Annotated in this window: 17 protein-coding genes and 1 riboswitch; all 17 genes read right to left on the reverse strand. The window is 28.3% G+C overall.

What is annotated here, in order from left to right; translation table 11 throughout:
* Positions 1-13 precede the first annotated feature (13 nt).
* The 17 genes from K5V21_RS05845 to K5V21_RS05925 all read right to left on the reverse strand — a co-directional run bounded on the left by K5V21_RS05845 (position 14) and on the right by K5V21_RS05925 (position 16343).
* Entirely contained in the window at positions 14-1516 is a 1503-nt protein-coding gene (locus tag K5V21_RS05845) for a cobyric acid synthase (RefSeq protein ID WP_221859878.1), read from the reverse strand.
* Between the two features lie 32 nt (positions 1517-1548).
* Positions 1549-2697, reverse strand: a complete 1149-nt coding sequence (locus K5V21_RS05850) for a hypothetical protein (protein WP_221859880.1) — start codon at positions 2695-2697, stop codon at positions 1549-1551.
* Positions 2684-3766: a threonine-phosphate decarboxylase CobD gene (gene cobD, locus K5V21_RS05855; RefSeq protein WP_221859882.1), complete on the reverse strand. Its 1083-nt coding sequence runs from the start codon at positions 3764-3766 to the stop codon at positions 2684-2686. Before cobD ends, K5V21_RS05850 begins: the two co-directional genes overlap by 14 nt.
* Entirely contained in the window at positions 3766-4710 is a 945-nt protein-coding gene (gene cbiB / locus K5V21_RS05860) for an adenosylcobinamide-phosphate synthase CbiB (protein WP_221859884.1), read from the reverse strand. Before cbiB ends, cobD begins: the two co-directional genes overlap by 1 nt.
* 28 nt (positions 4711-4738) lie before the next feature.
* Positions 4739-5506, reverse strand: coding sequence for a cobalt-precorrin-6A reductase (locus K5V21_RS05865; RefSeq protein WP_221859886.1), 768 nt, complete (start codon positions 5504-5506; stop codon positions 4739-4741).
* Complete coding sequence (gene cobJ, locus K5V21_RS05870; protein WP_221859888.1) at positions 5507-6232, reverse strand: precorrin-3B C(17)-methyltransferase; 726 nt, start codon at positions 6230-6232, stop codon at positions 5507-5509.
* A gap of 14 nt (positions 6233-6246) precedes the next feature.
* A complete protein-coding gene (cbiG, locus tag K5V21_RS05875) occupies positions 6247-7221 on the reverse strand; it encodes a cobalt-precorrin 5A hydrolase (RefSeq protein WP_221859891.1) in 975 nt (324 codons plus the stop codon).
* A 3-nt stretch (positions 7222-7224) separates the two neighbouring features.
* Positions 7225-7971: a precorrin-4 C(11)-methyltransferase gene (cobM, locus tag K5V21_RS05880; RefSeq protein ID WP_221859893.1), complete on the reverse strand. Its 747-nt coding sequence runs from the start codon at positions 7969-7971 to the stop codon at positions 7225-7227.
* A gap of 15 nt (positions 7972-7986) precedes the next feature.
* Complete coding sequence (locus K5V21_RS05885) at positions 7987-8649, reverse strand: cobalt-factor II C(20)-methyltransferase (protein ID WP_204594334.1); 663 nt, start codon at positions 8647-8649, stop codon at positions 7987-7989.
* Positions 8642-9226, reverse strand: coding sequence for a precorrin-6Y C5,15-methyltransferase (decarboxylating) subunit CbiT (gene cbiT / locus K5V21_RS05890; protein WP_221859895.1), 585 nt, complete (start codon positions 9224-9226; stop codon positions 8642-8644). Before cbiT ends, K5V21_RS05885 begins: the two co-directional genes overlap by 8 nt.
* Before the next feature lie 17 nt (positions 9227-9243).
* A complete protein-coding gene (gene cbiE / locus K5V21_RS05895) occupies positions 9244-9846 on the reverse strand; it encodes a precorrin-6y C5,15-methyltransferase (decarboxylating) subunit CbiE (protein ID WP_204594336.1) in 603 nt (200 codons plus the stop codon).
* Entirely contained in the window at positions 9847-10938 is a 1092-nt protein-coding gene (cbiD, locus tag K5V21_RS05900; protein ID WP_221859897.1) for a cobalt-precorrin-5B (C(1))-methyltransferase CbiD, read from the reverse strand.
* A 9-nt stretch (positions 10939-10947) separates the two neighbouring features.
* Positions 10948-11571 (reverse strand): precorrin-8X methylmutase, encoded by a 624-nt coding sequence (locus K5V21_RS05905; RefSeq protein ID WP_221859899.1) that lies wholly within the window; start codon positions 11569-11571, stop codon positions 10948-10950.
* Positions 11572-11629: 58 nt separating this feature from the next.
* A complete protein-coding gene (locus K5V21_RS05910) occupies positions 11630-12934 on the reverse strand; it encodes a cobyrinate a,c-diamide synthase (protein ID WP_221859901.1) in 1305 nt (434 codons plus the stop codon).
* A 27-nt stretch (positions 12935-12961) separates the two neighbouring features.
* On the reverse strand, positions 12962-13795 hold the full coding sequence (locus tag K5V21_RS05915) for a sirohydrochlorin cobaltochelatase (protein WP_221859903.1): 834 nt from the start codon (positions 13793-13795) through the stop codon (positions 12962-12964).
* A 157-nt stretch (positions 13796-13952) separates the two neighbouring features.
* Positions 13953-14137, reverse strand: a riboswitch (cobalamin riboswitch).
* Positions 14138-14200: 63 nt separating this feature from the next.
* Positions 14201-15637 carry an MDR family MFS transporter gene (locus K5V21_RS05920; protein WP_221859905.1) on the reverse strand — a complete coding sequence of 479 codons (1437 nt, stop codon included), beginning with the start codon at positions 15635-15637 and terminating at the stop codon, positions 14201-14203.
* A gap of 127 nt (positions 15638-15764) precedes the next feature.
* The gene (locus K5V21_RS05925) at positions 15765-16343 is read right to left on the reverse strand and encodes a TetR/AcrR family transcriptional regulator (protein ID WP_221859907.1); all 579 of its coding nucleotides are present in this window, start codon (positions 16341-16343) and stop codon (positions 15765-15767) included.
* Positions 16344-16351 lie beyond the last annotated feature (8 nt).

Raw genomic sequence — 16351 nt, forward strand, 5'->3', positions numbered from 1 at the left:
GATGACCTTATATTTATATTCCTATAATCTCTTCTAATTTTTTTATATCTATATTCTCTTTAAGCAAGTCTGCTAATTTATCATATTCTTTCAATTTATGTTCCATGTAAGATGAGTTCTTTTCAATACCTTCTATTAATATGTTATTTCTTTTAGCTATATACTTTATAAGTCTTAAGTTAAACTCATCTGAATCAAATATTCCATGAAGATATGTTCCTATAACAGTACCTTCTTTATTTATAGATCCAATTATTCTATTTTCTTCATCACAAATAAATGGTACTACTTCTTCATTATATTCATTTGCTCCATTATGAATTTCATAGCCTTCCAATGTTATATTTGAAATATATTCATTTATAGGATTGTTATCTTTAATAAACGCCTTAGTTTGAATTGTCGTCTTTTCTTTATTAAACTTAGTTTTAAAATCTAATAAATTTAATCCTAACTCTTCTAAAGTATCCCCTTCAATTTTTTCATCATCTATTATCTTTTCTCCAAGCATTTGATATCCACCACAAACTCCAAAAATTAAAGTTCCATTAGCCTGAAGATCTTTAATTTTATCGTATAAACCTATATTTTTTATAATCTTCAAGTCATCTATTGTGTTCTTACTTCCTGGTATTATTATCATATGCGGATTATCTAATTCTTCAACACTTTTAACATATCTTACACTTAAATCATTCATTCTTTCTAAGTTATTAAAGTCAGTGAAGTTTGACATATGAGTAAGCTTTATTACAGCAATATCTATTTTACCTTTTTTATTATTCTTATTTAATATTTTATCACTTACTCCATCTTCATCTTCAATATCTAAAGTGCAATGAGGCATAACTCCAAGTACAGGAACATCTATTATATCCTCTAACTGTTTCATAGCATCTTTAAATAAATCTACTCTTCCTCTGAATTTATTTATTATTACACCCTTAACTCTTTTTCTATCTTCTTCTCCAAGAAGCATAAGTGTCCCAACAACTGATGCAAATACTCCACCCCTATCTATGTCTGCAACTAATATAGCAGGTACATCTGCCATTTTAGCCATAGCCATATTAGCTATATCAGTATCTTTTAAATTAATTTCAGCACAACTTCCTGAACCTTCAAGTACTAATAAATCATAATTATCTTTTATAGAATTATATGTATTAGAAACCTCTTTTTTTAGTTCATTGTTTATTTCTTTATACTTGTATGCATCCATTGTAAATTTCACTTTTCCATTAACTATAACTTGAGTTTTTCCTCCGTTTGGTTTTAATAAAAGAGGATTCATAAAAGCTTCTGGTTCTATGTTGCAGGCCTCTGCCTGAACAACTTGTGCCCTTCCCATTTCAAGTCCATCTTTTGTAACAAAAGAGTTTAATGATATATTCATAGCTTTAAATGGTGCAACTTTTAAATTTTTATTTGTAAAATACCTACAAATAGCTGTAGCTAACGTACTTTTACCAACTGATGATGCTGTACCAAGTAACATTATTCCTTTAGATTCCATCCTATCCATCCCTTTTAAACAGTTTTATTTTCTTATAAAAGAAGCAATTCTATTAATTGCATTGTTTCTTTTAACTTTATATTCCTATAATCAGAACTTAAAAGAAGATATTCACCTTCTCCTCTCTCATGCATACCATTCATTGAATTAGTTATATGATCTCCTGTTATAAGCATAGAATATTTACTATAATTATCTTCTATATGTTTTAACAATGGATTAATCATCTCAGTAAATATCTTTTCAATAAATATTGCTTTTCCTTCTGTGTCTTTCCTGTGAGATAATTCATCACATCCATTTATATGTATCAATAAAAAATCAAACTTATCTATAGCTTCTTTTCCCTTATTTCTCTTCTCTATTAATAAGGTATCATAATCCCCAGTAGCATTACTTAAATTAATCTTTTTTAATCCTATAGATAGACCCATTCCTTTTAATAAGTCAATTCCAGCAATAACAGCTCCATCTAATTCAAATTTTTCTTTCATTGAAGTTAAAGAGGTTTTCTTTGATAATCCCCAAGGATATAACATTATACCTTCATATCCTATATTCTTAAAATAACTATAGGAATACCTCATAAATTCTAGTATACTTAATAACCCATCATTATCTTCCTTGATATTGCTTTTTGGCATTATTTCACCTATCATTTTACCAGTATTATCATGGGGCTTTGAAAAGATAATATCTTTTAAACTATAATAATTTTTATTTATAAAAAGTAAATTCCTATATGCATCACAATGAATCATTTTAAAATCTTTGCTTAGACTTTTATTCTTCTCAAGATTTTCTATAAACTTATGTGTAATAGCTCTAGATTCCTCTTTTGATAAACCACTAGTAAAATCTTTTAATCTATCATCCTCAATCTTGACTAGATTACATCTTAACACTGATTCATCCATTTTAAGTTTATAGCCTTTGGACAATGCTTCAAAATAAGCTCTTTCATATATCTTATTCTCTTTAGGAGAGTACCCCAAAATATTAAAAATACAATTTAAACTATCTACATCATATCCTTTAATTGAGCTATCCATCATACCTCTATAGGAAAATTTAGTTATAGATTCTAAACTCTTAAATTTAGAATCTATAACTTCTTTTATCTTTTTTGTATTTTCAAAATACCCATCTAAAATTACTAATATCTTTTTATCTCTCATCATTAAAAACCTTATTTAAAGCATTAATAATTTTATTATTCTCTTCTCTTGTTCTAACAGCTATCCTATAGAATTTATCATCTAAACCTATGTAATTATTACAACTTCTTATTAATATTCCATACTTTAATAATTCCATTTTTAAATCCATATCTTCTTTTATCTTAAAAAATATAAAGTTAACTGATGGTGAAAATACTTTTAAGCTCTTCATATCTTTTAATTTATTATATAAATATTCTCTTTCAGTATTTACATAATCAATACTTTCTTTGTTATATGTAATCTCCTTAAGTCCACATACTGCTGCAATAGATGCTAATGTATTAACATTCCAAGACATAGTTACTCTATCTATTTTTCTAAGTAAATCTTCATTATTTGTAACTCCAAACCCTATCCTAAGACCTGGAATCGCATAAAATTTAGTTAAAGATTTTACAATTATTAAATTTGAATATTTATATATTAATTTCATAACAGAATACTTGTCTTTATTATCAACAAAATCTAAAAATGATTCATCAACTGCAACAAAAATATTTAACTTCTCTGCCCTTTTTATAAGTTTTTCCAAATAAATTCCATCAGTTATAACACCAGTAGGGTTATTAGGGTTGCATATAAATAAAAGATCTATGCTTTCATCTAATTTTTCTATAAGCTCGTCTGTTAGTTTAAAATCATCCTCTTCTTTTAAAAGAAAATATTCTATATCTCCATAAACACTTTTAACCCCTTCTTCATATTCTGAAAAGCTTGGGGCTAACAATAACGTCTTTTTAGGATTTAGGGCACGTGCTAAATTAAATATGCACTCTGCCGCCCCATTGCCTAAAAATATATTTTCTTTTTTTATTTCTTCAAATTTACTTATTTCTTCTTTTAATTCATAATAAGTTATATCTGGATAATTTACTACATCACTTAAATTATCTATTATAGAATTTTTTATGTTTAAATTAAGTCCTAATGGATTTATATTAGCTGAAAAATCAGTAATACTTTCTCTATCTATATTATAAACTCTACATATTTCATCAATGTTTCCACCATGAACAGACTTTATCATTAAATCACCTCAATAATTATACTTATACTACAAGCTAGTATAACACCTAAAAATGAACTTAAGTATAGAATTTTATTTACCATATCAACACTATCTACGGTTATCTTCTTTATTCCATCTCCTATTTCAGGCTTTTTTACTAACTTTCCAAAGTAGTAATTTGCACCTCCAAGCCTTATATCTAAAGCACCAGCTACTGCTGATTCTGGATGGGCACTATTTGGGCTTGTATGATTACTTTTATCCCTATTATAAATCTTAAAGGCATTTTTATAATCTAATCTTAATAAAAATGCTGATATTATTATTAGATATGCAGAAAGCCTTGCAGGTATATAATTAAATACATCATCTAATTTAGCAGGAAAATAACCAAAGTCCATATATTTATCATTTTTATAACCAAACATAGAATCCATTGTATTTACTGCCTTATAAGCAAATATAAGTGGTACTCCACCAATACCTGCAAAGAATAATGGCGCTATTATTCCATCAGACATATTTTCAGCAACTGTTTCTATGACCGCTCTAGTTATTCCTTCTTCATCTAATTTATCAGTATCTCTTCCAACTATATATGATAACTGATGTCTAGCTTTATCTATATTTTCTTCTTTTAAATATCTTATTACCTTCAGCCCCTCAACCTTTAAAGCCTTTGTTGATAAGCAAAAGTATATTGCTATAGCTTCATATGCAATAGCTACATATGGACTTATTCTCCCTAATAATTTTATAATTATAAAATTAATGAAGAATATTATTAATACAACTGTAATCCAAGTTATTGCTCCTGCAAGCTTTAGATGCTTTTTAAATAACTTTCTAAATACATTTTCACTAAATTTAGCTACCTTTCCAACTCCCCTAATTGGATGATATGGATTTTGAGGATCTCCTATTATTAAATCTAATATATATCCTATTATTATTTCAATCATGTTAAAGCTCCTAATTTATTATATAACCTTAAAAATTATATTTTTTTATTAAATGCTCCACTAATTCAGTTTCATTATAAAAAGTATCTCCATAATTCATTTTAGGTTTATCTATAACAATGAGCTTTATATCTCTATCTATAGCAGATTTTAATTTTTCAAGTGTTCCACCAACTGTTCCACTATCTTTAGTTATTATCGCCTTCGCATTATATTGGTCTATAAATCCTTTATTTAATTCATAACCTACAGGGCCTTTAATAGCTATAACGTCTTGAATGTCAACTCCTAAATCTAACACTTCTTGAAGTATCTTAGATGATGGCAGAATTCTATGTATAATTCTATTTCTACAGTTAAGTTTAAGTATATTTCCGATATTTCTACTTCCCGTAGTATTTAATATATTTCCATCAATTTCTTCTAAAACTTCTTTTAACTCATTATATCCTTGAATTTTTATTATATTTTTATAATCTGAACTACTTAATACTCCTTCTCTTTCATAACGAATATAAGCAATTTTTGAATCTTTTGCGCTTTGCATTGCATTTTTACTTACTTCTGTTGCATATGGATGTGATGCATCTACTAAAACCGTTATATTAAAGTTTTTTATTAAATCTATTAATCCATCTTTATCTAATGGTTTTGTATTTAAATGTGCTACTTTATATTCTTTAAGTAACTCACCACCATATTCTGTGGCTGTAGACACAACTATTTTATCAGTATGTCTATTCATCATTTTTAAAATTTTCTTACCTTCAGAAGTACCTAATATAAAACCTATCATTTATTTGTCCTCTATTTTATAACCTCTAGGTGTTATAAATGTATCATCTTTAATATAACTTTGTGAATTACCAACTATAACTATACTCATCATGTCCACAATTTCAGTATCAAACTTTTCAATAGTTGTTATAGTATATTCCATACCATCTCTAAGAGCATTTTTTACAACAGCAATTGGAGTATTTCCATTTCTATAAGATGCAATTATATCTAAACATTCTCTTAAATACTCAGGTCTACCTTTACTTTTAGGATTATATAAAGATATTATAAAATCTCCTTCTGCTACAAGCTTAACTCTCTTCTTTATAGCTTCATAAGGAGTCATTAAATCACTTAAACTTATATTACAATTATCATGCATAAGTGGTGCGCCAACCACTGAACCTGCTGCGCTTGATGCAGTAAGTCCTGGAACTATAACTACTTCCTCATCATTTTTAAGTTCTAATATAAGCCCTGCCATACCATATATTCCAGCATCTCCAGTACTTATTAAGCAAACATCTTTTTCTTTTGAAAGTTCTAATGCTCTTTTACATCTTTCAACTTCGCCTCTCATACCAGTTTGATATACTTCCTTATCACCTATTAAATCACGTACCATTTCTATATATTTTGTATATCCAACAACTATATCACAATTTAATATTGTATCTCTTGCTTTCATTGTCATATGATCTAGCCCGCCTGGACCAATTCCTACTACATATAATTTTCCCATTAATTTAATCTCCTTTAAATATACTTTTCTCCTATTGAAAGAGTCATTCCTTCATATTTAATCTTCTTTACTTTTACTTCTCCATCCATTAAATGAATTACAGGTTCACATACGCATCTTACTCCAACAGTTTTAAATACAAAATCACTGCCTTCATAATCTGCTTCTATGCTGTTTATTTCATCTTTATTAAAAGTTACAAATTCACATCCTAAATAATTAGCTAAGGATATTATAGCTTTTTCCTTCTTTTTTATATCTATTGATCCAATCTTAATTACTGATCTTTCATCATAATTATTCTCTTTTAACATCTTAAGTACAAATTTTCTAAGCTTTTTTTCATCTGTATCTTTTCTACAACCTATTCCTAATACTATATCTTTTCTGATAAGCTTTAATAATTTATCTTTCTTAGGAATATCTAATTTATTTGTAACCAAAATCATATCGTCTTGTATTTCTTCTGTTTTTATATATCCTTTTGGTGCGTATATTATATCTTTTTCATCTTTAAAATATACCTCTTTATTATTTACAATAAGTGATGCAACTTCCTTGCATACTTTCAAATCATCTATAATTAAATTATTTTTCTTTGCGATCATATCTGGAGCTTCTATATTCATTCCATCTGTTGCTGTTGTTATAACTGGAGTATTATTTAATATATTAGATATTTTAAGAGTTAATTCATTAGCACCACCTAAATGTCCACTTACAAGACTTATTGTAAAGTTATTATTTACATCAACAACAACTATAGCTGGATCTTTTGTTTTACTTTTAAGATATGGAGCTATGAATCTTACAGCTATCCCAGTAGAGCTTATAAATACAACTCCATCTAATCCTTCCATAAACTCTTTTGTTACATTTTTTAAATCTAAATTTTCTCTAGATTTGAGAAAGATTCTACAATCAATATTTTCTTTTATTTTTTCTGCAATTATATTACCCTTCTCTGTAACGCTTATTACCCCTATCATATTTTAAACCTGTGAATCTCTAAACATGTGAGCAAATGACTTATCATAAAGTTTGCTCTTTTCATATTCGCAATCTATAAAGTCCCCAACTAAAATTTGAGCACATTTTGTAATTCCAGCTTCTTTAACTTTTTCACTTATGTCATCTAATGTACCAAGAAGTACTCTTTGATCTTGCCATGTCGCTCTTTCAACTACTGCTATATTAACGTTTCTTCCATATCCACGTCTAAGTTTCTCTACAACCTTATCAATCATTGATATTGATAAGAATATTGCCATTGATGCTCCAATTCCAGCAAGTTTTTCTAAGTCTTCAGTTTCAGGAACCTTAGTTCTACCTTCCACTCTAGTTAAAATTACTGTTTGAGTTATGCTTGGAAGAGTAAATTCTTTCTTTATAGCTGAAGCTGCAGCTGTAAATGAACTTACTCCTGGAATTACTTCATATTGTATATCATATTTATCAAGCTCATCCATTTGCTCTTTAATTGCGCCATATATAGCTGGATCACCTGTATGTAATCTTACAATAGTTTTATCCTTATTATCAGCCATAACTTTTATAACTTCATCTAAAGTCATCTTTGCTGAATTATATATTTCTGCTCCCTCTTTGCAAAATGTCATATGTTCACTTGAAACTAGTGAGCCTGCATATATAACTATATCAGCCTTTTTTAGAGTTTCTCTTCCCTTAACTGTAATTAAATCAACATCTCCTGGACCTGCTCCTATAAAATAAACCATTAATTTTTCCTCCTATTATCTACTTGCTATAATTAAAGACATATATTCTCTTGAATTTATTATATCTTCTCTATTTTCTAGTATTTTTTCTCCGTCTCTTCCTACTTTTTGTACACAAACATAATCAAAGCCTTTTTCTTCAAGACACTTTACAACTTCTTCTTCTCTCTTATAAACTTTCATAATTACAACGTACTTTTCATCTTTAATATCAGAAACTCTAGCTGCTGGAAGAACTAAAAGAGGTTCATTTCCTATAACAAGAGTTCTATTTACTAAACTAGCTGCTGCACAAAAAGAAGTTATTCCTGGTATTGTTAAAACCTCTATTCCATTCTCTTTCATATGCTTTAGCATATGAATGTATGTACTATAAACATAAGGATCTCCAATAGTTAAAAATCCTACTGTCTTACCCTTTTCTATTTCACTTTTTATATATTCATAAGCTTCTTTTGCTTTTTCTACTCTATCTTTTTTTCCCATTGGAAAATGTTTAAGTACAACCTCTGTATTATCTTTTATATAATCCTTTGCAGCTTCATAGGCTACGCTTTCTGATCCTTCTACTGCAACTGGTGCTACAATAATATCACATTCTTCAATAGCTCTAACAGCTTTAATAGTTAAAAGTTCCGCATCTCCAGGTCCTACACCTATTCCATATAATTTAGCCATCTATTTCTTCCTTTCTGCACTCTACTATAAATATTGGATTATTTGCTATAAGCATTAAGCTCTTTCCCCTTGTTTTGCTTACTTGAAGCATTGTTACATCGACTTTGTAACCAATCTTTTCTACTATGGCAATAGCTTCATAAACATTCTTTAAAGTTATAAAATTCATAACAAGCTTACCTGAATTTTTAAGTAACTTATCAGAATAAATTAGAATTTCTTCTAATCCTCCACCACTACCTCCAACAAATATAGAATCAAAGATCTTTTTTTCTTCTACAAATTGTTTTAAATATTCAGTAGCTTCTCCTGTATAAAGATTTATATTTTTACAATTAAATTTCTCTATATTCTTCCTTGTAACTTCTATTGCATCTTCATCTTTTTCTATTGAATATACAGTTCCATTATTTGCGATCTTAGAACATTGTATTGTAATTGATCCTGTACCACTACCTATATCTAAAACTTTTGAATCTTCTTCTAATTCTAATTTACAGACTGAACTTACTCTTATATCCTCTTTAGTCATGGGACAATTTCCTCTTATAAACTCTTCATCCTTTATAAATTTCATCTCTTTTCCTCATTCCATTATACTTTTTCAATTATAACTACTGATAAAAGTTCATACTTTTCATCTTTTAACTTCTCAGGAATACCTATACTTATTTTTTCATCATCATAGGATAAATTTTCACCTATAATAACTTTTGATACTATATTATTTTCATATAATATCTCACAAAGTTTACTTGGATTGTTGATTCTATCAGTAAGCCATATTGAGCAATCATTTTCTTTAACTTTAATTAAAAATTCTTCTTCTCTTCCATGTAAACTTCCTAAATAAGCTGTACTCCACATTACCCCTACTTTACTAGTTAGATACTGAAATGAACTTATACCGGGTATAATCTCTATATCATCATCTAACTTTTTCTTTAAATAATTTGTTATTCCATAAAAAGTTGGATCTCCTGAAGCTATTATTGATAAACTTAAATTTTTATTTTGCTCTACGGCCTCTAATAATTCTTTTAATGATTTTACAATTATAGATTCCTTATTTAAGAAATCTATAGATTGCATGGCTCTTTCGAATCCAATTATTTTATCACTATTTTTTAAGGTTTCTAAAGCCTTTGGAAGTATATATTCTCTCTTTCCAGGGCCAAGTCCCACTATATAGATCATCTAATTCGCTCCCTCTAATGAATTCCATAAAACTTTAGGATTACATGGATCATAATACATAACTACATCACAATTTATTTCATTGTAAGTATATAATTCCAACCTTGCTTTAATCTTTTCACCTATATTTTTATATAAATCATCGAAGCCATTACCTAATAACTTTACCGCTCCCTCTGAAGTTTTTTGCTCTAAAACTTCTTTTACAAAATCTATATCATAACCTAAAAGTGCTAACTCTAATGCTATAACCTCAAGTCTTACATCACTTACTCTACTATGAGTATTAAAACATCCATAAGCCACTTTGCTAACTTTTCCTATATGTCCTACTAAAACTATATTTTTAATCTTTAAGCTAGCACAACATTCTAATGCATATCCAACATAATTTGAAATTATAACAGTTTCACTTTCTTTATATCCAAGTTGTTTGCATAGTCTTTCACCCATATTTCCAAAGGTTAATACTAAAGTTTCGTTATTTATAGCTTTTTGATTTATCTCTAGCTTAACTGATGCTTTAAGTGCATCTTCTGACATTGGATAAACTATTCCTGTAGTTCCAAGTATAGATATTCCACCTACTATACCGAGCCTCGGATTAAAAGTTTTCTTTGCAACTTCTTCTCCCTTTGGTACGAATATAGTTATTTGTACACCTTTATCTTCTGGTTTTACACTAAGAACTTCTCTTTCTATACATTCTCTTGGAACTTTATTTATTGCCGGCTCTCCTTTTGGTATAAAAAGTCCATCTTTCGTAATAGTTCCTACACCGTTTCCACCCTTTAGTACATATCCCTTATCAATAACTTTTGCTTCTGCCCAAATATCTATCCCATGAGTTGCGTCGATATCATCTCCACCATCTTTTATAATTGAACATGCTACAAAATCTTTTCCTCTTTTTATTTCATTTATCTCTAAATCAAGTACTATACCTTTTGGAGTATCAATTTTTATAGATTTAATTTCTTCATTATTAAATAACATGTAAGTTGCAGCTTTTGCAGCAGCTGATGCACAAGAACCTGTTGTATAACCACACCTTAACTTCTTTCCGTCGCTTTCAACATACAAATCAAGCATTTTTATATCTTACCTTTCATAAAGCATGTACATAAGAGCATTAATAATTGCAGTTGCAACAGTACTTCCACCTTTTCTTCCTTTAACTCTTATATAAGGTATCCCTAAAGTTTCTAGACCTTCTTTACTTTCAGCTGCTCCAACAAATCCTACTGGAACTGCAATTATAAGCTTTGGTTTTGCATTTCCACTCTCTATAAGCTCCCTTAATTTAAAAAGTGCTGTCGGTGCATTACCAAATACAAATATATCAACACCTTCACTAGAAGCTAATTCCACTCCAGCCATTGAACGTGTTATTCCTCTTTCTTTTGATAATTTATGTACTTCATCTAAATTAACATAGCATATTCCTTCTGAATTTAGTGCATTTAAAGCTCTCTTATTTATTCCTGATAAAATCATGTTAGTATCAGTATACAATTTAGCTCCATTTTTAAATATTTCTTTAGCAGCATATATTGCACCTTCACTTATTTCTAATAAGTTTTTATACTCAAAATCAGCGGTTGTATGTATAACTCTTTTTACTACAAGTAACTCTTCATCAGTGAAGTTATGTTCTCCAAGTTCACTACCTATAATTTCAAAACTTTTTTTTTCTATTCCCATTGGATCTTTTATATAGTTCATAATTCCTGTTAGAGAATCTATGTATCCTCTAACATTCACCTACTTTCTAAAATAAATTTTATTTTTCATAATTAATTATTTCTTTTAAGAAATTAATATTTCCTAAAAAATTAATATGAGGATACCCAGCTATAGTATTATTTTTCTTATACCCACATACCCATTCACTTTTATTTCCTAAATAATTCTCTTTGCTTATATTATATACTGTCTCTTCTTCTAAATTAACTTTTGATTTATGAAATTCATGACAATTAATTGTGTATAAATTTCCATTGTTATGTAGAGTTAGCTTGGAGTATCCAAATCTTTGAAGTCTCTTTGTCATCTCAGTATTTCCTTTAAAGAATCCTACCATCTTAGTCTCATCTATGCTTTCAGTAAGATACATAAGCCCTCCACATTCAGCAAAACATCTAAGTCCATTATCAAGTGCATCTTTTATACTTTTTCTCATAGACTTATTTTTTGAAAGTTCTTCTTTAAAAATTTCTGGATATCCACCCCCTAAGTATAGAAAATCTAGACCTTTAGGAAGTTCTTTATCATTTAAAGGACTAAAGTATACAACATCTCCAATACTTTTTAATAACTCTATATTCTCTTCATAATAAAAATTAAATGCCTTATCTAACGCAATACCTATTTTTATATTTTTATTTTTTAAGTTGTATTCTATACTTTTTGCTTTATATTCTTTAAATTCATCTATGAGACCTTCAAGGTCTACATAATTCTCTAATAACGAACTTGCATAATCTATTTTTTCTTTAAGGTTTGATACTTCAACACTTTGAACTAATCCAAGATGCCTACTTTTTAAATTTAAATTTTCATCCTTTGGTATATATCCAAATACCTTTACATCACAGTTTTTTTCTATAGCAGATTTTAGCATAGTGTAATAGCTAGTACTTATAGAATTTAAAACTACCCCAATAATATTTGCTTTCTTAAAATCTTTTAATCCATTTATTTCGGCACATAAAGTAACACTTTGAGCTCCTGGAGTAATTACAAGTAAAATTGGCATGTCATTAAGTTCTTTTGAAACATGATATGTTGATCCAAAAGTATCTATTCCCTTACCATCATAAAGACCCATGACCCCTTCAATTACTCCTAAATCTCCATTTCCTCTTGAATAAGTATCCTTCATGCCATCTTTACCCATTAGAAATATATCTAAGTTTCTTGAAGGTTTCTTAGTTATAAATTTATGAAAGGCGCTATCTATATAATCAGGCCCAACTTTAAATCCTTGTACCTCAAACCCTTTTCTCATTAAAGAATTCATTAAAGCTAAAGTAAAGGTAGTTTTACCACCGCCACTTCTATTAGAGGCAATAATTAAAGATTTCATATACCTTCCTCCTTATTTATCTCTTGCTTATTTTCTTAATTTCTTAGTTTCCCCACATCCTAAATATGTATCATTTTTCATATCATCTATATGATCTATATATATTTTTCTAAAAGCTTCCACTTCTCCTAGCCCATGTACATGCGCTTCTACTTCAAGCCCTTTACTTTCTAGTATTGTCTTCCATGAATCCTCTTCATCTGATGCCATATCATTCTTAACATGATCCCCTGCAACAACCATTAGCGGTACTAATTTCACCTTTTTTATATTATTTCTTTCAATTCTCTTTAATACGCTATCTAAAGTTGGGTAGCCTTCTACAGTTCCAACAAATGCTCTTTCATGTCCTTCATCATATAGCATTGTTTGAAGAGCGCCATAAACAGCATTAGAATAATGGGCACTACCATGTCCAAATAAAACTACAGCTTCTTCTTCATCACATTCTAATAATTCTTTTATGCTTTCTATGAATATTGTATAATCATTTGGAAGTTCTTCTTCTCCTTGATAGAAAAATATTGGTCTTCCAAATTTCATAGTATCGAAATGCTTTTCAAATCTAACTACATTTCCCTTTACATAATCATATTCCTCTCCAGGTATCATGTGAATAGGTTGAACTAAAACTTCATTGTATCCTAAATCTTTTAATTTCTCTAAAACTATCTCTGGTGTGTCAACTTCTATGTTATGGACTCTTTTTAACTTATTTATTATCATATGAGATGTAAAACATCTAAATATATCATATCCTTTAAATTTATCTTTTATTTCTGTTTCGATCTTTTCAATTGAATTTTCTAATGCATCTAAATAACTCGTTCCAAAACTAACTACTAATATTGCCTTTTTCATAATTCACCTCTAAAAATTTCTTGTTTTATCTAAATAATGGGAATAATTAAAAAAGCACTTCTATCCCTAAGGATAAAAGTGCTTTATATACACAAAAAAACAAGATAGGATTAAAAAAATCCATCAAAATTTTATCTATTGTACTTCCCTCCGAAGAATAGCTAACAAATTTTAGGCAGGTTTCCTGACTTAAGGGTCATCCTTGCTTAATCCTTCCCAATATATATTAGTGGTTTCTTTTAAGCTCGTCTCCTTTTACAGTAGCGGGGGCTGTAATGGAATTTCACCATTTTCCCTTTTAATAATTTTAAAAAATTATTCACCTAAAACTAAATTATTTAATTTTACTATTTCTTATTTTTTAATTATATATTATATCTGTTTTTTATTCAATAAATATATTTTCTAATTCTTAGCTAAAAGTTCTAAGCTTTCTCCTTTATCCTTCTCATTTTTATCTTTTAATAAAAATGAAGCAAAAAAACCTATTAGAAGAAGTACTGCGGCTATAAAGAAAGCATAATTAAATCCATGAACTAACGCCATAGCATTATCATTTAAATTTGTTACTCCCTGTATTCCGTCTAAATAATTATTTTTCTTTGTTGTCATCAAGCTAACAAATAAAGATGATCCCATAGCAGCCGCTATTTGTTGAAGAGTATTTATAACAGCTGTTCCATGAGGATATTGTATTGGCTTTAGTTGATTTAAACTATTTGTCTGCGATGAAGTCATAACAAGTGGCATGCCAATATTAAGTATGCATAACAATATAATTACATTTGTACAACTTGTATTTATATTAACTCTTGATAATAAATAAAATGAAACTGTCAAAATAATAAATCCAAAAGCAACTAATTTTTTCGCACCAAATTTATCATATAAATGTCCTGTTATTATAGATACAAAGGCGTTTATTAAGCCAGCTGGTAATATAGCTAATCCAACTTGGAATGGTGACATATTATATAATCCTTCTAAATACATCGGCATAACAACTAATGTTTCAAATAGAGTCATCATAGACACCATAACAAATATTACACCAAGTCCATATGTTGAAGATTTAAATACTCTTAAATCAAGCATTGGCTCTTCTAATTTAAACTGTCTTAATGAGAATAAGATTAATGATAGAATTCCTATTAAGAAAAATACTAATGTCTTACTAAAATTATTATTTCCTAAAGTACTAAAGCCTACTATAATTCCTCCAAAGCCTAATGTTGATAAAATTATTGATATTACATCTATTTTAGGTTTTGTTATTTCTGTAACTTTTTCTAAATATCTATATCCAAGTATAATTGCTAATATTGCTAATGGAATTTCCACGATAAATAAATATCTCCATGATAATTTTTGAATTATAATACCTGATAAAGTAGGCGCTATTGACGGTGCAAATAATATTACAAAAAGTCCAAGTCCAACAGCTGCGCCACGTTTTTCTGGTGGATTTATAACAACTATTGTATTCATCATTATTGGTACAAACATTCCTGTTCCAGATGCTTGTATTAATCTACCTAAAAGTAATATTGTAAAGTTTGGTGCTGTAGCCGCTATTATAGTTCCTAATAAAAACAATGACATTGCTACTATATACAGTTGCTTTAAAGTAAATCTTTGAATTAAAAAAGCAGTAACTGGAACTAATATCCCTATAACTAAAAGATATCCTGTACTTAACCATTGAACAGTTTGTGCACTTATATTAAACTCTTCCATAAGTTTTGGAAGTGCTACATTTATTATTGTCTCATTCAACAAGGCCATGAACCCTCCAAATAGTAATACTGCCATAACCTTAAATATTTTTTCTTTTGATTGCATTTTCTAAACCTCTTTCTTTAATTAGACCAGTCTATATAATTTTTCCAAAAAAATATTATTAAATAAAATATATAAAGATTATTATAATCTTAAAAAGTTTTATAATAATCTTTATTCTAATAGAATTTTATTTTATATAGCTATTTATAATCATCTTTATTTTATCAGCAACAAGTAAAAGTGAACTATTATCTTTTTTAGTAAGAGACATTACTATTGCTCCCTCTATCATTATCTGTATTATTCTACTTATTTCTTTTGAATCATTTTCTGATATTCCAAGTTCTAATAATCTTTTATAATATAAAGATTCCCATTCTAAAAATGTATCCATACAAGCTTCTCTAAGAATTTCATTGGTCTGTGAAGCTTCTAATGCCAAAAGACTAACTGTTACTCCTTTGACTACTTCTTCTCTATCTACTATATCAGCTACATTTAAGATAACTTTTTGTATGCCTTCAATAGGGTTATTACTTAAATAAAGATTTTCTTTAATCTCTTCTTTTATATTGTTTTTAACTACTTTTATAGCTTCCAATGCTAACTCTTCCTTACCCTTTGGAAAATAATAATAAAGTGATCCTTTTGGTGCTTTACTTACCTTTAATATCGAATTTAATCCAGTAGCATGATATCCATTAGAGAAAAATAATTTTGATGCTGAATTTAATATTTTACTTCTTGTATCTATCTTTTTATCCAATTTAAATA

Origin of the sequence: Clostridium sardiniense (assembly GCF_019753795.1) — a bacterium.
Taxonomy (GTDB): Bacteria; Bacillota; Clostridia; order Clostridiales; family Clostridiaceae; genus Clostridium; species Clostridium sardiniense.